Genomic DNA, 21054 nt, shown 5'->3' on the forward strand with positions numbered 1-21054 from the left:
AGAATCGAAGAGCTGCGGTTTGCGACAGGAGTTTTCAATGGATACGTGGCGAGAAGTTATCCTGCGTGCGTATGGTTCCCGGGTGGATGCCGAGGGGACCAGCAGCAAGCCAGCATTCTATCCGCCGTGCGCTGTTGGTGAGATTGAAGAAGCGGAAGCGTGTCTGAAGGTCTCGTTGCCGGCGGATTTACGATCGTTGTTGCTGGAGTCGGACGGGGTGATGGATTTGCTTTCGGTCGATGGGCAAGTGTTCTTCGAGAGCCTATGGCTGATCTGGCCGATCGAGATGATGCGGAAAGAAAACCTGCACGCTCGCGAGAGTGCCATGCAAGACCACGCCGAGCTGGGCATTGGAGATACGTTGTTCTTTGCGTCGGCCGGTACGGATGGAATTCTATTTGGCTGTCCCGTTTCGCCCAGCGAGGTGCCAGATTGCCCGGTTGTGGCCTGGTATTCGATGGAAGGTTACCTCGTCCTGTTGGCTGGTTCGCTATCTGAGTTTATCGAGGGGTGGCTTGCCAATCGGATCACGGTTTAAGCGGTTTTCTGAGAGAGTTTAAAGACTCGTCGGATGACCGGGTTTGGATGGGTGATGCACCTTCTCTGCGTTTCTTGCTTAGGTCGCGTTAAATTAATTTGTAGGCGCACTATGTAACGACTACAAAAAACGGTTCATAGCGGAACCGTATTGATGTTTGCCGCTATGGTTGCTTCGCCCCTCTCGTCTTGCAGTCTTTTATGTGGAGGACACCATGATGCAAACCAGGAAGTTGTTGCTCGCTTTTGCTGCCCTTTGTTGTTTGGCGATCGGGCAGAATGCCCGTGCCGCCGACAAGCCGAATATCTTGATCATCTTTGGAGACGACGTCGGTTATTGGAACATCAGCACCTTCAACGGCGGCCTGATGGGTTACGAGACCCCAAATATTGACCGCTTGGCCAAAGAAGGTGGCAAGTTCACCTGCTATTACGCTCAGCAAAGCTGTACGGCCGGGCGATCGGCTTTCATCACCGGCCAGATGCCCTTTCGCACCGGCATGTCGAAGGTGGGTCTGCCGGGTGCCGACCTTGGTTTGCAGCCAGAGGATCCAACCATTGCGGAACTGCTCAAACCGCTTGGTTATACAACGGGCCAGTTTGGTAAGAATCACCTTGGCGACAAGGATGAGTTTCTGCCGACCAACCACGGGTTCGACGAGTTCTTCGGCAACCTGTACCACCTCAATGCTGAAGAAGAACCAGAGAACGAAGATTATCCCAAGAACCCTGAATTCAAGAAGAAGTATGGTCCACGCGGTGTGATCCATAGTACGGCGGACGGCAAGATTGAAGATACCGGCCCACTTACCAAGAAGCGTATGGAAACCATCGACGAAGAGGTGCTGGGAGTTGCCAAGGACTTCCTGGAACGTTCGACCAAGGCCGATAAGCCGTTCTTTTGCTGGTTTAACACGACGCGAATGCACAACTTCACCCACGTCAGTGACAAGTACGCTGGCAAGACGGGCCTGGGCTTTTACGCCGACGGCATGGTGGGGCACGATGCCGTCATCGGTCAATTGTTGGACTACGTCGACGAACTCGGTATCGCTGATAACACAATTGTCGTCTACACGACCGACAACGGCCCGATGGTCTGCCTGTACCCGGATGCCGGTACAACGCCTTTCCGAGGCGAGAAGAACACTAACTGGGACGGTGGTTGGCGCGTGCCTGCTGTGATTCGCTGGCCCGGTACGGTTAAGCCAGGGACTGTGTTCCAAGATCTCGTTGCTGGCGAAGACTGGCTGCCAACGCTGTTGGCCGCTGCCGGTGATCCTGCCATCAAAGACAAGCTGCTCAAGGGGCACAAGGCTGGCGACAAGACGTACAAGGTTCACCTCGATGGCTTCGACCAGAGCGACTACCTGGCCGGCAAGACCGACGAAAGTGCGCGTAAGGGCTTCATGTACTTCAGCGACGACGGCGACCTGCTGGCAGTTCGCGGTAAGCGCATCAAGGCTCACTTCATGATCCAGGAAGCGACCGGTATCGATGTTTGGCGTAATCCGTTTACGACCCTCCGAGCGCCAATCTTCTTCGACCTGAAGATCGATCCAGGCGAGCGTGGAGACGAAGGGATGAACTACAACGACTGGTGGTATCGCCGCGCCTACGTGCTGGTTCCGGTTCAGCAGGAAGTTGCCCGCGTGCTTGAAACGTTTAAGGAGTATCCTCCGCGTCAAAAGCCAGCCAGCTTCACCGTCGGCGATGCTCTGGAGGCGCTCAGTTCCCCGCCAGCACCTGGCAAGTAAGCAGGTGAGCGAAAGCTCATTACTTTGCTAACTAAGAAATGCTATGCTAATGGGCGTCCTGTCACTCTTGGCGGGACGCCTATTTTTTTGTTTACCCGCCTTAAGCCCTCGCTCTTGCAGGGCAGATATCGATAGGAATGTTTTGATGCGCCTTCGTTTGATGACGTTTGGATTGTTGTTGCTGCTTGTGTTGACTGGAACGAACCGCGTGTTGGCAGCAGGGCCGGTGATTCTGGCCCACCGGGGTGGTGCGTATGAATTTGAAGAGAACACGATGGAAGGATTTCGCGCCTGCTACGAGCGCGGGATTCGCGGCTTCGAAACCGACGTCCGCATGACCAAGGATGGCGTCCTGGTGATTCTGCACGACGACACGCTCGATCGAACCCACAACGCGACCGGGCCCGTCGAACACATGACGGCAGCCGAACTGAAAGGCGTTGCCACCAAGAAGGGGCAGAAGATGCTCTTTCTGGACGAACTGTTGGCATACTTCGCCGATAAGCCAGGCGTCTACATCGAATGGGAAATGAAGATCAGCAATAAAAAGCTTTACCCTGATGAAGTGATCGACGACTACTGCAAGAAGCTTTACTCCGCTGCCGAGGCCCGCAAGGCGGAAGGTTCGACCTATGTCTATTCGTCGTTTGACGAACGACCCTTGAAAGCGGTCGAGGCTCTGGATCCGAAGGCCCCGATGTCGCTGATCGCCAGCAAGCCATGCTCGACCGAATTCATCGAGCGAGCCAAGCAGCTTGGGGCCGACCGGATTGCCTGCCAGCTGAAGGGGACGTCTCGCGCGGACGTCGAAGAGGCACATAAAAACGGCATCGGCGTCAACTGCTGGCCAGGCCGCGCCGGGGAAGACTACCTGCTGACACGCGGCCTGGGTGCCGACGTCCACTGCACCGACATTCCGACGGTGATTCAGGGGATTAAAGAGAAGTTAGAGTAGCCTGAGTTGAAGAGGGTAATGGAAGTCCTGGGAGGGGCGTTTCCCACCTCAGGTGAATCGGTCCCATGCGCAGACTAGACCTTCATCCCAAGAAAAAGTTCCGCGGCCAAGGGCGTCGATTGCGCGAGTTCCATACGCGGCTGCAGCGAATTACGCAACATCGCTTGGAACCAGATGACTTGGGATGCGAATACTACAACTGGAAGATTCCGATATACCAGAAGGCATTACTTGGGCGTCGGAAGATTGCGAATCGATGGCTGAAGGCCTGGTTTGCCTATGGTATCGAGTGGTTAGAGAATCAAGATCCTCAATACATCTCGTGCGTCATTACATCGCTGCCAGATGGGTTCGCTTCGGAATATTGTACCTTCTTCAGTCATGAATACTTTCAATCATTCATTCATCGCCAAAACGTGTGGCAAACATGGGACCGAGTGGAGTCGCCATCGGCCCCATGCTTCATGAACGGCTTTGATCTCAGTCGGTACACGTTCATCGAGTACGATGAGATCATTCGAGATGAGGAAGATGGCTATGAGTTTCGTGGAAAGCAGTACATCCTAGGACATCACCTGCCCGTCAACGTCCTGGGATAATCTCGCAATTCTTATCCGCTCGAATCTCGATTTCACCAGGGATAAAGCCGGGGTCTACCAGGGTGATACTCAGCTTGACTCCGTCCTTTTCGAGCGACAGTTCAGCCACCTGGGGCGTGTCGACGGTCGATTCCAGCTTCCAGCCGTCGGCTTTCATATTGTCCAGCCACGCTTTCAGGATAGCAGCGGCTCCACCACTCTTGGTTTGGATACTAATTTGATTCTTGCTTTTAACCTTCGCGCCCGCGATGGGGCTGATGGTTACCTTCTTGATCTCGGCGGCTGCTTTCGATTTGGCTTCCGCATCCATCGCGGCCTTCTTGGCCAAGGCGTTCTCGCGATCGACTTGCTCTTTGGTCTGATACGAAATCTTGCACCGCGACTTGCCGTCGAACTCGAAGAATTCGCAGTCGGCGAGTTCTTCTTTGTTGTTGCGGAAAATGAGGTGATCGTGAATGCCGACCTTCACAAGGTTGTCGGTCGTGCTTTTCCACTTTAGCTTCTCGAAACGCTGGCGAAGGTCGGCAACCAGTTCCGGGGTCGATTGCGTGCTGTCCATGATCATCCCGCCGTTGATGTCAGCGTACTGGATCATCGTCGCTTTTGAGGGGATTGGCAGCTCGGTCGAGAGCTGTTCGCTCGATATTTGAATCGCAGTTGTCCCTGGCTGGGCAGGGGACTGGTTGACCATCACCTGCAAGCGAACGGCATTCTGACGCATAAAAAACGATACCGTCGTATCGCCGAACCATTCCCACTTTTGCGATTCGAGTTCCTGGCGAATCAATTTCCGGGCATCTTCTGGGGAAAGCTTGGTCGTGTACATCACCGAGCCTGGTAAGGCGTACGTCTTTTGCAGCTTGTCACTGGCCACGATCTTTTCCAGGTTGACGTTCCCATGATTCCGCAGGGCTACCTGGACAGACTGGTTGTCGCCGGAAGGAAAGATCGAAAGCGAGACGGAAAAGCCATCCTTCAGAAAGACAGCCGAGGCATAGGCAGGCGTAATCGTTGCTCCTTCGGCCTGCTTGAAGCCAGCGGCCGTCAGTTGCTTGGAGATCTCATTGGTGACCTGGTCGACATCCCCCTTGGCACGGTACGACTGCGACGCGATGCACGACGTCGTGCTGTCTTCAACCGGATTGACCAGCTTGAACTTGGAGAAATCGATGGCCTTGGCAGCCTCGTCGACCGTGGCCGGAGGGGTTTCCGCCAGCAGGCCGTTTACGAAAAGAAGCACAGACAAAATCGGCAACCAGACAGTCTTCATACTCGTTTCCTAAACCCCAAGAGATTGCGGTATTTGGAAATAGTATTTCAGATCCGAGTCGTACCGCCTAGCTGCCATCCGCGGGTTTCAGTTTGACCTCCTATTCTCTTTTCTACAAAGGAAAGAGGGGGGAATGCCGTAGCAAAAAGGGGAGGTTTCTCGAACGGATTGCGAGCAGCCGATACGTCGCGCTTGCACGCCCCTTTTCCAGTGATGAAAATGAGGCCCGGACGATGTCTCGGAACCATTGAGGATACTGGCGATGCTTTACTTATTTCTTCGCGTATTGGCGGTAGCAGGCGTGCTCGCGGCGGCTTCCGCGGCAGTGGATGTCGTCGAAGCTGCGAAGCCACTTGCGACCGGCCAGCGACGCACAATCGAGCTTGTGTCTCCCTGGGTCAGTATGGCTACTGGTGGGGCAGGGCGGTATATCGTGCTGCATTTGAAAGAGGCAGGGAAGTTGGCTCTTTTGGATGTCGTAGCAGGGGGTATTATCCACACAATCGACGCCCCGGGAGAGGACCTGATGCTGGCCGGCGGGCTCGACCAGTTGATTGTGCTAGTACCGAGCCAGGGACTCTTTCACCGCTACAACATCGCCACGCTTAAACGCAAGAAGAGTTTTCCCGCGCCGATCAACTTTCATCCCCAGAGAATCGCCATGGGAAGTGCGTCGCAGGGGCCACTTGTCTGCCATACACGCGGTCCGGTGGAATTATTCGATATCAAAACGTTTAAGCCGCTGACGTTTGAAGGAGATATGCTCACCGGCGGTATGTATGGCGACTGGGGATATGAGATTACCGCTTCCGGCGATGGCCAAACGATTGTGGGATGGATTCCCGGTATTTCGGGGCAACAATACGCAGCGATGAAGCTTGATGGTGCCCGCACGAAGATTACAAAGTCGACCGATGGCTACAGCTACGGTGGCCGTTACATGAGACCCAATGCCAACGCCACGATGTATTTTCGCGATGGCTCTGAACTGTTCGATGCCGACATGAAGCCACTGGCGACGGACCATCTCAAGGATCTCGTATTACTACCCTGCGACGATCCCAACTTCTTTCTCGCTGTCCAGCCGATCGAGGGGCAGAAAGACGCGGATGTCTGGATCTGTGCCAGTGGAACGCTGCAAAAGATTGCCCTGGTCAAGAGCGTAGGACAAGTGGTCGATGGGGTTCGACGAACGGACCTGGGGCATTGGCAGTTTGCCCCGCGTGTACGATGGTTGCCGACGGCCAACACCCTTTTCAGTTTGCCGGCGAATCAGAAGGAGGTGCTGCTGATCGGTGCCAATTTGAAGCAACTATTGGAAGAGTCGGGGGACGACTATCTACATATCGTTTCGCTGCCGCCACGTACGGCTTTGGTAGGCGAACCTTATTCTTATCAGATCGACGTCCTCTCGAGCAGCGATCGGGTCAACTTCAAAGCCGTGTCCGTACCAGACGGATTAAAGGTATCGCCTGATGGTCGGGTTGATTGGACCCCCAAAGCGAGACCGGCAAATGGAGTACAGCAGGTGATCATCTCAACAAAAGCAGGCGGGCAAGAAGCGTTTCAGCGTTTTAACATTTCGGTCGAATACGATTCCAATGCAGACACAACTTCCCAGAAGCGGCAAGAGAAGTAAGGCGAGTCTGCTTCAATCATGACAAGAACGATGATCGCTCATGCTTTCGACTTGCAATTCCAACAAACCGGCGGTTGGCAGATGACCACTTTGAGATAGCCGCCGGTTTGTTATCGGTTCGCACATGGGATTCATTGCCCGAGCTTAGACAGGGCGTTCGATCACGCTGCAGCTTTCATTGCCCCTTCCGCAACGAGCATTCCATCGACGAGCGTTAGCCGCCGGGTGGCTCGCTTCGCGACGCTTGGATCGTGTGTTACCACGATCAGCGTTCGTCCTTGCTGGTGGCACTGATCGAACGTTTCCAGCACGACTTCGCGGCTTGTCGGGTCGAGGTTGCCGGTCGGCTCGTCAGCCAGAATGATCTGCGGATCGTTCACCAGCGTTCGCGCAAGCGCGACGCGCTGCTGCTGTCCGACGCTCAATTCCGACGGCCTGTGATGCAGGCGTTCGGCCAGACCCAAGTGGATCAGCATCTCGGTGGCACGTTCTTGCTGCTGAGCAGCCGGTATCTTCGAGAAGCTGAGAGGGATCTGCACGTTTTGCATTGCGGTCAGGTACGGGATCAGGTTGAAGCTTTGAAAGACAAAGCCCATCTTCTGACCGCGAATAGCCGAACGCTCGGCGACCGAATGTTCGTACAGCGAGATACCGTCGACCAGCACGCGGCCCGTCGTGGGAGACAGCATTCCCCCAAGCATCGAAAGCAGTGTTGTCTTGCCGCTTCCGCTCGGGCCGACGATGGCGATGTACTCGCCATCGTCGATTCGCTGAGTTTCACACTGAAACGCGGTCACTGCGTGTCCACGTCGGTTGTAATCCTTGCGGATTGCTTCAAGTTGAATCATGGGTTATACCTCCCGAAAACAGATGCAAGGATCGAGATGGGCCGCTCCCTGAGCTGGCCACCACGCGGCCACCAACGCCACCAACGTGGCTGCAACGATGGAAAGGAGCGACGTCCCTACGAGCGGCATGATGGCGACGCCTGCCCAGACGGGGCCGGCGATGACCGCGGCTACTACGCCGACCAGGCAGCCAATGCTGCCGGCACATAGCCCTAAAATGAACGCCTTGCCGAGGAACAGCTTTTGGATGAAACCTGGCGTTGCTCCGAGTGCCATCAGCGTACCGATCTCGCGGCGGCGTTCGCGGACGTTCGAGGCGATCGAACCGGCCAGGCCTGCCCCGCCGACGACGATCATCACGGCCAGCACGATCCACGAGGTCTTGGCCATTAGCGAGTTGACGCCGACCTGTGTTTCGACCACTTGCGAGATCGTTACGATCTTGGCGTCCGGCAGAAGTTCCTTTAGCTGAGGTACCAGGCTGCCCGCTGCGTCTTCGCAGCAGCCGACAATCTCAATCGCATTGCAGGTCGAGTCCTTCTCCCACAGTCGTTGGACCGAATGCAAGTGGGCGAACACGCGTCCGTCGTCCACGGTACCGGTCGTCGGTAGAACGCCGATCACGGTGAACTTTTCCCCTTGCAGGTTCAGCCGGTCATTGACCTTGCAGTTCAACTTCAAAGCGATATCAGAACCCAACACGAGCGCCTTCTTATCGAGGTTTTGAATCGCCCGGTATTTGATCAATGCCTCGGGGGCTTTCAGATCATCGCTCGTGGCGACGTTGGCCTTCGTGCAGCAGCCGGAGCTGGTGGTATTCATGAACATCGTCGTCGCTTGCCAGGCTGCCAGTGAATCGACTTCCGACTGCGGCAGAATACCGGTGACCGCGACCGGGTGGCCGCTGAGTTCGGTCGAGACGTTTAGCCGCGGCGAAACTTGTTCAACACCAGATAAACCGGCGAGGAAGATTTCGGCGACATATTCTTCCGGCAGCGTTCCGCCGTTTTGATCGGCGGCATAGTAGTCTTGGAGCGTGGCCTCTTTGGGAAGGACCAGGATGTTGGCACCAAGATTGATCAGTTGCTTTGACACGGCTTCTTCCGAATGGACCGTGACATGGCGAATCGCCACCAACGCGGCGACTCCCAGAAAGATGGTCAGGCTGTTGAAGGCCACCCCGGCCGGGCGCGACTTCAACTCGTGCCAGATGATGGAACGAAGATTCATCTTGCTTCCCTATTGGTAAGTGGCTTAGCGGCGAGTTGAATTGGACTGCGATGCCTGGGCGTTGCCGGCGTGCTTGCAGTTCGGGTCGTCGCAGCACTTGCCGGCCTTGTGAATAGCAGCGGCAATCTGGTCGGCCGTTGACGTGGCTGAGAAGTGACCGACGAGAACCCCCGGAGGAGCAATCAACGCGACATATGGACCTTGAATCAGATCGGCATCAACCTTCAGTTGCTGCATGAGCCGAGCTTCGGACGTGTCTTCCACGTTCAAGCCAATCAGGGACATACGGTCCTTGAACATCGGATCGAGCTGCAGCGCTCGAACGCCAGCCGGCACGGCCGCCTGTTCCGATTTGGTTAAACAGACAAATACCAGTTTCTGGTCTTGCAGTTCTTTCATGCACTGCATCATGACCGGCGGAACGATGGCAGCGTCGATGTTGGCCTTGGCGACCTGACGCGGGAACAGCCCGGTGATGGCTCCATTGGGTGCGACCGCCACGGTCATGGGCATTGGTGCCCGGCTGACCTGAAACTGTTCGGCGAGTGCCTGCCCTTGAGCCGTTGCCAGGCTGGCGGTGGTCAGCGTCGCATGCTCCGATTGGCCTGTCAGAGACTGCTGCACGATCTGCAGCATCTTCTGGGTTTGCGGTGAGTTGTCTTTGTAGAAGACGATGAACGTAAATTGGCCAGCTTGTTGGGCCTGCTGAAGCGTCGCGTTGGCATCGGCCTGGGCGAAGCTGATACTAGGCAGGGTAAGTAGACAGGCCAGCGCGATCGCTATATGCGTAATGATTTTCATCAGAATCCTTTCGGATGAATGGTTGTATGAAGGAAACGGTGCCAGAACCGAGGCTCTGGGCGTTTCGTTATCAATCGACTTGTGATGAGTCAGCCGCCAGGCAGAAGCATCACCAGGTTGTTCTGGGAATCGTCGAAAAGATAGGTCGCTGACGATCACGCCGAAGCAGCAATCGCGCCAGCAAATGCGCCACTAAAGCGTAAGGACCGCCAGGGAGAGGTGGAGGCGCAGTTTGGGTGTAATGTGCCGTGTTGTCCGCTCAGAAAATCTGGGCGGATACTGCTGGAGATCGCAATCGATCGAAGGGTACTCCATGGCCGACCAGCAGAGTTCTGCCGGCAGCAATAGGGCATCGGTCAGGCCATCGCAGGCCGATTCGCTTAAGATAAACGCACACTTGGCGGTACCGCAGCCGAGGCATTCATGATCAGGCTGAGGAGCGGCTTCAGAAGAAAACTCGGTTTCGATTGAGTTGCTAGCCGGTTGGCAGCAAAACTCGATGCCAGCATCGTGGTGGTGATGATCGCAGCAAATGCAGTTTGCCTGGCAGGGATCGCTGTGGTCGTGATGGACAGAAGCGTTCAAGCAACGAGCGCAACAGCCGAGCACGCAGTGAATGACCACCGCCAGAACTGCCATCATTGCTGTCGCCCGTCGAGGCATCGCTTCAAATCCCACGCGATCGGTAAAATTTCCGTCTTCGCTATATTCGTCCCGCCGGTAGTACAGACTCAAACGGTTTCTCCAACAATCGTGAGAAGAGTCCAAGATCGCCCCATTCGCTCTGTCGGCGGGCGTTCGTCTGTCAAAATGGGAATAATGTTGGCCACGCAGATCAGGCGAAAAGTCACTCAATTTTGTCGCAACTGATCGAAGTCGCTCGATTTTCGTGCATGTTTGGCAAATCGGGCATCAAGGGGTATAATTGATGAACCCTCCCACCGTTCCTTAGCTTCCCTGGAATGCGCAATGTCGCTTCGTCGAGCTCTTTTCCCTCTTCTGACTCTGCTTGCGGCTGTTGGTCTCGATGGCCGTGAAGTAGTGGCTCAGTCTTCAATCGATTTCAATCGAGATATTCGTCCGATCTTTGCTGCGCGGTGCTTTGCCTGTCACGGCCCCGATGAATCGCACCGCGAGGCCGACTTGCGATTGGATGAGCGAGACGCCGCGATCGATTATGGTGCGATTGTCCCCAATGCGCCGGACGAGAGCTTGCTCATCGAGCGTATCTTGTCGGATGACCCCGACCTGCAGATGCCCCCTCCGCATACGAACGATACCCTGACGGCCGAGCAGAAAGAGAAGTTTCGCCAGTGGATCAAAGAGGGAGCCGCTTACGCCGAGCACTGGGCATTCGTCCCTCCGCAGAAGCCGCCCGTGCCAGAGGTTGCCGACACAAGCTGGCCGCGTAGCGACATCGATCGGTTTGTGTTGGCACGGCTGGAAAAGGAAGGTTTAGAGCCGTCGGCGGAAGCGGATAAGTACGCGCTCGTTCGCCGCGTGTACTTAGACTTGATTGGCTTGCCACCCACACCAGCCGAGGCCGACACATTCGTCAACGATCAAGACCCTGAAGCATACGAGAAACTGGTCGATCGCTTGTTGGCTTCGCCGCATTACGGCGAACGTTGGGCCCGCGATTGGTTGGACCTGGCTCGCTACTCCGATACCAACGGCTACGAGAAAGATCGTCCCCGTTCGATCTGGCCCTACCGAGACTGGGTCATTCGTGCGATCAACGAAGACATGCCGTTCGATCAATTCACCATCGAGCAAATCGCTGGCGACATGCTGCCGGATGCGACAGAAAGCCAGAAGATTGCGACCGGCTTTCACCGCAACACGATGCTGAACGAAGAAGGGGGAATCGATCCGCTCGAATATCGCTTCTACGCGATGGTCGACCGCGTGGCCACCACTGGGACAGTCTGGCTGGGACTGACGGTCGGATGTGCCCAGTGCCATACGCACAAGTACGATCCGATCACGCATACCGATTACTACTCGTTCATGGCCCTGATGAATAATGCCGACGAGCCAGATTTTCGCATCAAGTCGGCTGATATTGTCAAACGTCGTGAAGAAATCAACGCGCAGATCAAGCGGTTGACGGCAGAACTTGCTGGTCAATTCCCACCGGCGGAAGGAGAAGGGAACGAAGGAGAACGTCGGCAAGCGAATCTCCAGGCCAAGCGTTCCCAGTGGTTGGACACTGCCCAAAAGGACGCCACGCCATGGAAGACGCTTGCCGCCACTAAGCTGGAAAGCAATTTGCCGAAGCTCGAGTCGCTGCCGGATCACTCCATTCTGTCCAGCGGCGATATTACCAAGCGTGACGTATTTACCGTGACGTACTCGATCGATGCGAGCCAGTTGCCCGTGACCGCGCTGCGGCTTGAGGTGATGGCCGATCCGCGTTTGCCTGCCGGCGGCCCAGGGCGTGCCTACTACGAAGGGCGCGAAGGGGACTTCTTTCTCAGCGAACTGTCGGCCCAGTTCGGCGGTCAACCGGTCAAGCTGGATGGTGCCTCGCATAGCTACGGAAAGATCAGTATTGGCAGTGGCAGTGCCGACGCGGCGAACGTCCTGGACGGGAATGGTTCGACAGGCTGGTCGACTGCCGAGCGAGAAGGGGAGTCGCATCAGTTGGTCGTTAACTTGCCGCAGCCGATCACCACGGCGGGCGAGCTGACGGTAGAACTCCTCTTCGAACGACACTTCGCGGCGAGCGTTGGTCGCTTCCGTGTCTCCGCGGCCTCGGTCGATCGCCCGGTCGTGGCCAAAGTGATGCCTGTTGAAGTGGAATCGCTGCTGGCCAAAACGTCGGAAGAGCTTACCACTGAGCAGCAAGAGCAGATCCGTCACTACTATCTTTCGATTGCTCCGGAACTGGTCGACGCGCGCAAGCCGATCGATGCCCTACGCAAGAAGCTACCAGCGTTTCCGATGACACTCGTGATGGAAGAACGCCCCAGAGACAACCCACGCCCGACGTTTCTGCATCACCGTGGTGAATACTTGAGTCCGAAAGAAGCCGTCACACCGCGTGTGCCGGAGTTTCTCGGTGACGATGCTTCCCCCGGTCCAACCAATCGGTTGGAACTGGCGCGGTGGTTGGTCGGCAACGAGAATCCTTTGACGGCCCGCGTGGTTGTGAACCGAGCCTGGCAGGCCCTGTTTGGGCGAGGGCTCGCAGAAAGTAGCGGAGACTTTGGCACGCAGTCGGATCCACCGTCGCACCCCCAGCTACTCGACTACCTGGCCTGCTCGCTGATGGAGAACGGTTGGTCGATGAAAGACCTGCATCGCCAGATGGTGCTCAGTGCAACCTATCGCCAGACGGCGGACGCTTCGCAGGAACAGCGGGCCAACGATCCTGCCAATCGACTGCTCGCGAGGGGGCCTCGGTTCCGTGTTGATGCCGAGATCGTCCGAGACATCATGCTGATGGCCAGCGGTAGTTTCTCGGACAAAATGTATGGCCCTGGCGTTTACCCGCCGCAGCCAGAGAGCGTGACCTCGCTGGCGTACGGCGATTTCAAATGGAAGCCATCGACCGGAAAGGACAGGTATCGGCGATCGATCTATACGTTCAGCAAACGAACGACCCCCTTCGCTGCGTTTGCCGTGTTTGATGCACCCAGTGGTGAAGTATGCACGGCCCAGCGAGATCGCAGCAACACGCCGCTGCAGGCGTTAACGCTATTGAATGATGCCATGTACATCGAACTCGCTCAGGCGTTGGCGGCGGCCGCGCGGCACGAAGCTGCTACGCCGGAAGCGATCGCCGAGAACATCTTCCGACGATTGGTGACGCGGCCCCCTGGGCAAGATGAGATGAAAGCGATCCTCAGCTATCGAAACCAACAGCTTGCTCGACTACAAAGTGGCGAAATCAACGTTCAGGAGATTTGCTCGGACAAGTCGAGTACCCCTGAGCAAGCAGCATGGGTCATGGTGGCTCGCTCGCTGATGAACCTGGATGAAGCCGTTACGAAACCTTAAGAAAACATACGCCCTATGAACTGGCTACAAGAACAAACGCGACGGCATTTCTTCCGCAACTGCGGAGTCGGCATCGGTAAGATTGCTCTGGCGTCGCTATTGGCTCAGTCGAGTGAAGCGGTGGCCGAGGGTACGGGCCCCTTTACGCCCAAGTCAACCCACTTTCCGGCCAAGGCCAAGCGGGTGATCTACCTGTTTATGGCCGGTGCTCCAAGCCAGTTAGAACTGTTCGACTACAAGCCAAAGCTGGCCGAGATGGAAGGGAAACCGATACCTCCGTCGGTGATCGATGGTCAGCGTTATGCGTTTATTCAGCCTGATGCGGCCGTGTTGGGTCCGCGATTCAAGTTTGCCAAACATGGCCAATGTGGTGCGGAAATTTCGGAAGTGCTGCCAGGGCTGGCCAAGGTGGTCGATCACATCTCGATCGTGCGTTCGGTGCATACCGACCATTTCAACCACTCGCCCGCTCAGCTGTTTTGCAATACCGGTAACGGAGTGCCGGGCCGTCCGAGCATGGGTTCGTGGCTCAGTTATGGCCTGGGAAGTGAAGCGGATGACTTGCCCTCATTCGTCGTGCTAAAGAGTGGCGGTAGCTTGAGCGGCGGGGCCGCGATGTGGAATGCCGGTTTCCTTCCTTCTGTCCATCAAGGCGTACCGTTTCGAGGACATGGACAGCCGATACTGCACGTTTCCAATCCGCCGGGGTACGACCAAAAGGCGCAGCATGATTCGCTTGACTTGATCCATCGACTGAATAGCAAGCAACTGGAAGAAACTGGCGATCCTGAGATTCGCACTCGGATGGAAGCGTATGAAATGGCCTTTCGGATGCAGTCGCGTGCCCCGGAACTGATGGACTTTTCGCAAGAGACCGAGGAAACGCTCGAACTATACGGAGCGAATCCGCTCGATCCGAAAAATGATTTTGCAACGAACTGCCTGATGGCTCGCCGACTGGCCGAACGAGGTGTTCGTTTCGTGCAGGTTTACCACGCCGGTTGGGACCATCATAGCAATGTCGAAGGAGGCATTCGCGGACAGGCCAAGCAAACCGATCAGGCCTGTGCGGCACTAGTCGAAGATCTTCGCCGCCGCGGAATGCTGGATGATACGCTGATTGTTTGGGGAGGTGAGTTCGGTCGTACGCCAATGGTCGAAGCAAGTGCGGCCCTGGGCCGAAGCCAAGGACGCGATCATCATCCGCAAGCGTTTACCATGTGGTTTGCCGGCGGCGGAATCAAGCCGGGTTTTTCACTCGGGCAGACGGACGAACTCGGGTTTAACGTCGTTGAAGACAAGGTACATGTGCATGATGTCCAGGCAACCATCCTGAAGTGTCTGGGGATCGATCACACAAAGCTGACGTTCCGACATCGAGGACTGAACTTTAAGCTGACCGGCGTCGAAGAACATCATCCGGTCGAAAAGCTTTTTGTTTAGCCCCTAGCCATTAGAGCGGCTCCATTCGATCTGTAGCGTTCTGGCTGGCTGCGTCTACGCCAGAAACGCTACAACTCTCACGCTCTAGGGTTAAGTTGCACGATGAAGTGCTCGCTGAACGTGTTGATCTCGATTTGATCTTCTTGCACGTATTGGTCGAATTGCTGAAGGATCTCTTTCCGCGGAATCTGTCGTAGATAGTCGCCGAAAAGGAAACGCAGGATCTTCCAGCGATTCTCTTCGTTATCGGGAAAGCGAAGTTGATAGTTCGATGGAGACTTGCTCACGCAGACATCGTGGGTAGCGAGTACCGCTTCGACATCTTCGGCTACGAAATAAGGAATCGGCTGGTTGAGCAGATCAAAACCTACTTTCCAGAGCTTGATTAGCGCATTCTCGTGGCCAGCTAGCGCGAGCAGCATTTTTCCTTCGCTGTCCAGGCGTTCCAAGAGCTGCGTGATGGTCTGGCCCAGGTTTTCAGCGTAGTACAACACGTGATTGGAAACGATGACGTCGAAGGTCGGTCGCTGGTCGAACGAGGCTTCGCCTAGGCTCGCAATCGCGTGATCGCTAAAGCGTGATAATCGTTTGGCAGCAATCTCTTGCTGGTGATCGACGGGCTCAAAGAGGGTCAGGTACAGCGATTCTTTTGGCCAGGCCAGGGTTTCCAGTAGTTGCCGGCTGAACTCTCCGGTTCCGCAGCCAAAGTCGAACAGATGAATGTTTGATCGTCCCTCGGCAAAGCCTTCCAGCTTGCGGGCATATTCCTCGACATCACTTTTGGCCTCGGTGGCATGCGACATGAAAAACGCGTAGTCCGTTTCGATCGCGCCGAAATCCTTCGTTGTCATGGTGTGATACTCAAGAGGTAAGGCAGGAAGTTCGCGGGAATTTATCGACTATGTTTGATCTTAATGAAGATATCATCGTTCGAGTCAAGACGAAATCCATCGTCGGGAATATCAGTAACGGACGAATCTAGAATTGCTAGACTGAAGACACAATTCATCCAAATCAATGCATTCCGTTTGCCTATAGGGAATGGGAATTATGGATATTGCCTCGGTCTTAGCGACTCGACTCCCGCTGTGAATGGGGAAATCGAAGATAGTAAAAGCAAGTCGCCCAACTTCAAGTCGAACTTGCGTCTCTGAAGAATCCATCTGCTTAAGACCACTCGCCTCAACCAAATGTCTGGCCCACGATGATCGCTTTGTTTGTGGTTTTATCGGTAGCTGGGATTTGGCTCTTTTGTATCAAGATGAAGATCAAGCCGAAGCCTGCGAACCTGGCGATTCGTGCTGTCATTGGATTCATCGCGGTGAAGATTACCTTAGATGACGAAGAGCCGGCCAAGTCACTTCCGATGGGGAACGCCGGCATGGCGACTATCTACACTCAGAAAGGAAAACCGTTTCAAATCATCAGCAAGGTTAAGGTTACAGTTCGCATTAAAGCGATCATGGAGTACCTGGTACCCATGTAAAGGGTGTAAAACTCAGGTGAATTCCCCGTTCTCACCTGTTTCTTTGGCTGCTTTTGTTGCGACCCCGAAAAGACACCACCTATAATTATGGGTAGAAACACCTTTTCTAGGGTAAATTCAATTCATGTGAGAACAGGGGACGTCGGATGAAGTGTTTTTCTTCGCCGGGCGGATGCCATATTGCCGGTAAGGTCGGCTATGGTTTGCTGGCATGCTCAATCATGTTGCTCGTAGGCGCAACGGTTCAGGCTCAATCGACCGAGGCGACAAGCAGCCCGGTCGAGAAAGACCTGAAAGCTTTTTTTGGCGCGTTTGAAGCGGCATTCAATCAGCACGATGCCAAAGCGGTCGCCAATGCCTGGCAGGAAGATGCGGTCCATCGCCAGACCGCCCTGGCCGACAGCTTGAAGGGGCGAGCCGCAATTCTGGCGGCCTATGAGGCCCTCTTTCAAGCAGATCCCCAGGCCAAGTTGGCCGTTACGTTGAATTCGCTTCGCGAGGTTGCCCCGAATGTCGTCAGTGTGAAGTGCTCGACCCAGGTGCTACATAGCGACAAGTCCGTTTCGTTCTCGCGCTTGTCGGCTCTTTTGACCAAGCATGGCAACCAATGGCTGATTAGCGAAGTCGAAGAAGCGGATGTGCCTGCCGCCGCCGCGAACGCGCCTAGCCCGCTGCATCAGTTGGACTGGTTGGTCGGTACTTGGGTAGACGGCAATGAAAAATCAACGGTCTCCAACCAGGTCGGCTACATCCAAGGAGGTAGCTTTCTGACTCGCCATTATCAAATCAATTCTCCCCAAGGTTTCAGTCAGTCTGGCATGCAGATCATCGGCTGGGACAGCGAACATAACGTTATCCGCTGCTGGCAATTTGACGGCGACGGAAGCTTCGGCGAAGGAACCTTCGAGCAAACCAGCCCAACGACCTGGCGTTGTCCGATGGTGGTGAAGCTGGTGGACGGTCGCCGTGCTTCGTATAGCCAGGTCATCGAGCGCGTCTCGAACAACGAGCTGAAGCTGAGCCTGGTGAACATGGAAGTCGACGGTCAGGCCCTGCCGGGAACTGGTCCGGACAAACTGACCCGTTACGGCAACTAGAGCCACACGCACATAAAGAACATAAGGGAACTTATCCATGCAGCGAAATATATTGACCTGGTGCTGGGCGGTTGTAGCGGCAGTCCTCTTTCCGGTATCAACCTACGCCGTTGGCTTTCATGGTGGTGGTGGATTCCATGGAGGTGGAATGGGAGGTCTCAGTGGCGGCTTTCATGGCGGCGGAGTCATGGCCGGTGGAGGTTTTCATCCAGGGGGCGCAGGTGGTGCCGGACTCGGAGGCAACTTCGGCGGTGGGGGGTTAGGTGCTGGCGGCTTTGGAGGCGGTAACTTTGGTGGCGGTGGTTTAGGAGCCGGTGGCTTTGGCGGAGGAGACTTCGGCGGGGCTCATCTTCCCTCGGGTATGCACTTGCCGCAAAGCAACTTAAACCTTCCTTCTGGTGTCGCGGGGCGTTTCCCTGGGACGCTGAACCCATCGTCACTGCATTCTGGGGACGGTCTGGCCGGTATTGGGGAAAGTCACGCTGGCTTTCCTTCGTTCAGTTCGCAACTGCCCAACGGCGGAAGACCGTCGTCAGGGCAATTACAAAGTTTTCTTGGCCTGCAGGGTGGCCCCCAGGCAGATGGCGGAATTCGCTCGAGTTTCCCCCCCGATGCTTCTAGCAAAGTTCGTGATCAGCTAAGTAATATTGTCGGACCTGGCAGTGCCGGAGCCAACAAGCTCAGCAGTTGGTTGGACAACAATCCTGACCGTGCCGCGAAGCTAGATCAATGGGCCGACAAGGCGAAAGGCTCGGGGCTGGTCGGTGGTGGTGCGTTTAGTCAGAACCATCCCAACGCCAGCAATCAGATCGAGAAGTGGCTTGGTGGTGACGGTCCGAAGCCCGGGAGCGATTTTTGGGGCAAAGACCATCCGAACCTGGATAACAAGCTGCAGAACTTTCAGAACAACGGCAATAAGTTCCAGAACATCCACGATAACCACATCGGCGGCAATTGGTGGAGTGTCAATCATCCTGAAATCACGCAGAATATCGAGAACCATTTCAATTGGAATCGCCCTGGTAGTGATTGGTGGAGCCACGATCATCCCAACCTCCGGCCGTGGTACTACCAACATGATTGGCACAATCACGACTGGTGGTATTGGTGGGGCGGTGCTACTTGGGGCCGTATGACTTCGTGGTTCCCCTATTACGGTTGGGGGTCACCTATTTATTACGACTACGGTGACGGCGGCAACGTCGTATATCAAGACAATTCTGTCTATGTCAACGGTCAAGATGTCGGCACACAAGAGCAGTACGCTCAGTCGGCGATGGACCTGGCAACGGTGCAGCCTACCGACACGCAATCGAACAGCCAGCAGGACAACACGCAGGGTGATAACAGCCAGGGCGACCAGTTCCTGCCGCTGGGGACCTTCGCGATTTCGACCAGCGAAGAAGACCCTAAGCCCACGCGGGTAATCCAACTGGCCGTCGACCATAATGGGATCATCAGTGGATCGTACTACAACACGTCGACCGACAAGTCGTACCTGGTGCAAGGGAAAGTCGACAAGCAGACGCAGCGCTGTGCGTTCACGGTAGGTGATAATTCGTCGACGGTCTTCGAGACCGGGATTTATAACCTGACCAAGAACGAAGTGCCGGTTCTGGTCCACTTTGGTACGGCCAGCACCAAGCACTACTTGCTGATTCGCATGGACCCGCCGAAAGACGCCAAGAAGGACGACAGCGGGGATGCTTCCAATAACGCTTCCGGAGAAGGATTGCCTTTCTAAGGAAAAGTTTCTTCAGCATAAACTAATGACATGCCCACGCTTGCGTGGGCATGTTTCGTTCGAAGAAGCTTTGTTGGGCATAGCATAAATAAGTTGGCACTGGCGAGTGGCTTCGATAAACTGGGCGTATTCCCTCTTCTCTCTCTCTTCTTTTCGACGAGGCCAGTCGACCATGTCCGATCAAGAATCGACCGCCATCTTAACGCCAGCCAACGACCCCGAAATGGTAGCAGCCGCCGAAAAAGCGCGGCAAACCTTCAAGTACTTTTGGCGCGAGTTGTCGTGGGAACGCCGCCGAATCATTCCCGGGTTGGAAATTGCCGCGGTGAAAGCGACCTTCGAAGACCCTCCCGAATTTCGCACCGACGATCCCAGTGAGCTTGAAAAAGAGCACATGTGGCTGATGGATGTCGATTACGACGGAAAGTACCTCAGCGGCACATTGATCAATTCGCCCCACTCCCTGAAGTCGGTGAAGGAAGGGGACCAGGTGAAGGTGCCTGGCAAGCAGATCTGCGATTGGATGTACGTAGTGTTCGGTAAAGTTTACGGTGGTTTTACGATCGACCTGATGCGGTCACGTATGCCGGCTGGCGAACGCCGTGCGCACGACAATGCCTGGGGATTTGATTTCGGCCAGGTGGGCGTCGTCAACCTCGTACCGCCAGGTTACATCGGCGAGGAAGCCCCCAAGCAAGGCTTCTTCAGCAAGCTATTCGGAGGTGCCGCCAAAGAGGAGCAGCAGGACTACGCCAAGGTTGCCAATCACGAGCACCCCATGTCGGTCAACATGCGTCCCTCCTTCGAGGAAGCCTTGTCAGGCAGCCCCGAGATGCTCAACGAACCGGACGACAAAGGGTTTACCTTCCTGCATCAGTTGGCCTTGGCAGGCTCTTTTGATGGCGTCGATGTTTGTTTGATAAACGGTGCCGATCCCAAGCGGCCAGCCGAAAACGGTATGACGCCGTACATGTTGGCCAAGTCGCTGGGGTGGAAGAAGGTGATGAAGCGATTGGAAGAAACTGGTGGAGCTTAGTCGCGACTTTCAGCCGTAAAGAAGGAATGAGCATTTGCAGGAAATCCGGGCAGCAAGCTACCTGGCCGCGTCTGACTTATTGGCACGGGAGGTTGGTCGATGGGATGTCATTGCTGATTGGGTAGTGAGGCAGGGCTAAACCAGTTTGTCAAAGAGAACTCGCGCCGCCACCTTGTACTGCGTTTCGACGACATCGAAAAACCGATTGTCGGACAGAAGGAGGTTACCTCGCAGCATATCGATCAGGCAATCGCGTTCGCCAAAGATGCTGAGAGACTGCTGGTTACGTGTCGGGCGGGACAAAGTCGCAGCGTTGCTTTGGCGTATGTTCTGTCTTGCCAGTCCTTCGGTTCGACGTTAGCTATGGGAATGCTGAATGCCAAGCGTCACATACCGAATCAACTACTGATTCGTGAAGCTGCTCGTATCCTAGGCGATCCGGAGATGGAAAACTGTTTTCAGAAATGGCGAACGGCCCATGCTCATCTAAAGCTCTCTGACTACTACGACGAGATTAATGATGAAGTATCGGCATTCGAGCAAACTGGGATCGTTAATCAGATTTCGATCGAATGACTCTTAAACCCATCATGCCAGGACGCTTTTA

General features: G+C 55.4%; 18 protein-coding genes. 12 read left to right on the top strand and 6 right to left on the bottom strand.

Features of this window, described 5'->3' with window-relative positions; all coding sequences use genetic code 11:
- Positions 1-37 precede the first annotated feature (37 nt).
- The 4 genes from C5Y96_RS00515 (at position 38) to C5Y96_RS00530 (ending at position 3848) form a co-directional block, all read left to right on the top strand.
- A complete protein-coding gene (locus C5Y96_RS00515) occupies positions 38-538 on the top strand; it encodes an SMI1/KNR4 family protein (protein WP_105349598.1) in 501 nt (166 codons plus the stop codon).
- Between the two features lie 217 nt (positions 539-755).
- Positions 756-2294: an arylsulfatase gene (locus tag C5Y96_RS00520; protein ID WP_199188601.1), complete on the top strand. Its 1539-nt coding sequence runs from the start codon at positions 756-758 to the stop codon at positions 2292-2294.
- A gap of 145 nt (positions 2295-2439) precedes the next feature.
- Positions 2440-3249 carry a glycerophosphodiester phosphodiesterase gene (locus tag C5Y96_RS00525; RefSeq protein WP_105349600.1) on the top strand — a complete coding sequence of 270 codons (810 nt, stop codon included), beginning with the start codon at positions 2440-2442 and terminating at the stop codon, positions 3247-3249.
- A 65-nt stretch (positions 3250-3314) separates the two neighbouring features.
- Positions 3315-3848, top strand: a complete 534-nt coding sequence (locus tag C5Y96_RS00530; protein WP_105349601.1) for a DUF3916 domain-containing protein — start codon at positions 3315-3317, stop codon at positions 3846-3848.
- Here the strand turns inward: C5Y96_RS00530 and C5Y96_RS00535 are convergent.
- The gene (locus C5Y96_RS00535; RefSeq protein WP_105349602.1) at positions 3832-5118 is read right to left on the bottom strand and encodes a hypothetical protein; all 1287 of its coding nucleotides are present in this window, start codon (positions 5116-5118) and stop codon (positions 3832-3834) included. The two genes, C5Y96_RS00530 and C5Y96_RS00535, sit on opposite strands and share 17 nt — an antisense overlap.
- Positions 5119-5380: 262 nt before the next feature.
- Here C5Y96_RS00535 and C5Y96_RS00540 point away from each other — a divergent pair, with 262 nt between their 5' ends.
- Positions 5381-6757, top strand: coding sequence for a hypothetical protein (locus C5Y96_RS00540; RefSeq protein ID WP_105349603.1), 1377 nt, complete (start codon positions 5381-5383; stop codon positions 6755-6757).
- A 161-nt stretch (positions 6758-6918) separates the two neighbouring features.
- Here C5Y96_RS00540 and C5Y96_RS00545 read toward each other — a convergent pair whose 3' ends face one another.
- From C5Y96_RS00545 to C5Y96_RS00560, 4 genes are all read right to left on the bottom strand, one after another.
- Positions 6919-7605 carry an ABC transporter ATP-binding protein gene (locus C5Y96_RS00545; RefSeq protein ID WP_105349604.1) on the bottom strand — a complete coding sequence of 229 codons (687 nt, stop codon included), beginning with the start codon at positions 7603-7605 and terminating at the stop codon, positions 6919-6921.
- A 3-nt stretch (positions 7606-7608) separates the two neighbouring features.
- Positions 7609-8835 carry an ABC transporter permease gene (locus C5Y96_RS00550; protein ID WP_105349605.1) on the bottom strand — a complete coding sequence of 409 codons (1227 nt, stop codon included), beginning with the start codon at positions 8833-8835 and terminating at the stop codon, positions 7609-7611.
- A 24-nt stretch (positions 8836-8859) separates the two neighbouring features.
- Positions 8860-9636, bottom strand: coding sequence for a hypothetical protein (locus tag C5Y96_RS00555; RefSeq protein ID WP_146115461.1), 777 nt, complete (start codon positions 9634-9636; stop codon positions 8860-8862).
- A gap of 192 nt (positions 9637-9828) precedes the next feature.
- Positions 9829-10371, bottom strand: coding sequence for a hypothetical protein (locus tag C5Y96_RS00560; protein WP_105349607.1), 543 nt, complete (start codon positions 10369-10371; stop codon positions 9829-9831).
- A 234-nt stretch (positions 10372-10605) separates the two neighbouring features.
- On the opposite strand from C5Y96_RS00560, the gene C5Y96_RS00565 reads away from it, so the two are divergent.
- Together C5Y96_RS00565 and C5Y96_RS00570 are read left to right on the top strand one after the other, a co-directional pair.
- Positions 10606-13641, top strand: a complete 3036-nt coding sequence (locus tag C5Y96_RS00565) for a PSD1 and planctomycete cytochrome C domain-containing protein (RefSeq protein WP_105349608.1) — start codon at positions 10606-10608, stop codon at positions 13639-13641.
- 15 nt (positions 13642-13656) lie between these two features.
- The gene (locus C5Y96_RS00570) at positions 13657-15084 is read left to right on the top strand and encodes a DUF1501 domain-containing protein (RefSeq protein WP_105349609.1); all 1428 of its coding nucleotides are present in this window, start codon (positions 13657-13659) and stop codon (positions 15082-15084) included.
- Between the two features lie 77 nt (positions 15085-15161).
- On the opposite strand, the gene C5Y96_RS00575 is transcribed toward C5Y96_RS00570, so the two are convergent.
- Positions 15162-15935: a methyltransferase domain-containing protein gene (locus tag C5Y96_RS00575; RefSeq protein WP_105349610.1), complete on the bottom strand. Its 774-nt coding sequence runs from the start codon at positions 15933-15935 to the stop codon at positions 15162-15164.
- A gap of 353 nt (positions 15936-16288) precedes the next feature.
- Here C5Y96_RS00575 and C5Y96_RS00580 point away from each other — a divergent pair, with 353 nt between their 5' ends.
- The 5 genes from C5Y96_RS00580 to C5Y96_RS00600 all read left to right on the top strand — a co-directional run bounded on the left by C5Y96_RS00580 (position 16289) and on the right by C5Y96_RS00600 (position 21023).
- Positions 16289-16570, top strand: a complete 282-nt coding sequence (locus tag C5Y96_RS00580) for a hypothetical protein (RefSeq protein WP_105349611.1) — start codon at positions 16289-16291, stop codon at positions 16568-16570.
- A gap of 146 nt (positions 16571-16716) precedes the next feature.
- A complete protein-coding gene (locus C5Y96_RS00585; RefSeq protein ID WP_105349612.1) occupies positions 16717-17667 on the top strand; it encodes an SgcJ/EcaC family oxidoreductase in 951 nt (316 codons plus the stop codon).
- A 37-nt stretch (positions 17668-17704) separates the two neighbouring features.
- On the top strand, positions 17705-19411 hold the full coding sequence (locus tag C5Y96_RS27560) for a hypothetical protein (RefSeq protein WP_199188599.1): 1707 nt from the start codon (positions 17705-17707) through the stop codon (positions 19409-19411).
- Positions 19412-19583: 172 nt separating this feature from the next.
- Positions 19584-20447 carry a DUF2314 domain-containing protein gene (locus tag C5Y96_RS00595; protein ID WP_233198680.1) on the top strand — a complete coding sequence of 288 codons (864 nt, stop codon included), beginning with the start codon at positions 19584-19586 and terminating at the stop codon, positions 20445-20447.
- Positions 20448-20564: 117 nt separating this feature from the next.
- Positions 20565-21023: a dual specificity protein phosphatase family protein gene (locus C5Y96_RS00600; RefSeq protein ID WP_105349613.1), complete on the top strand. Its 459-nt coding sequence runs from the start codon at positions 20565-20567 to the stop codon at positions 21021-21023.
- The last annotated feature ends 31 nt before the right edge of the window (positions 21024-21054 follow it).

The organism is Blastopirellula marina (assembly GCF_002967715.1).
In the GTDB taxonomy this organism is placed as follows: Bacteria; Planctomycetota; Planctomycetia; order Pirellulales; family Pirellulaceae; genus Bremerella; species Bremerella marina_B.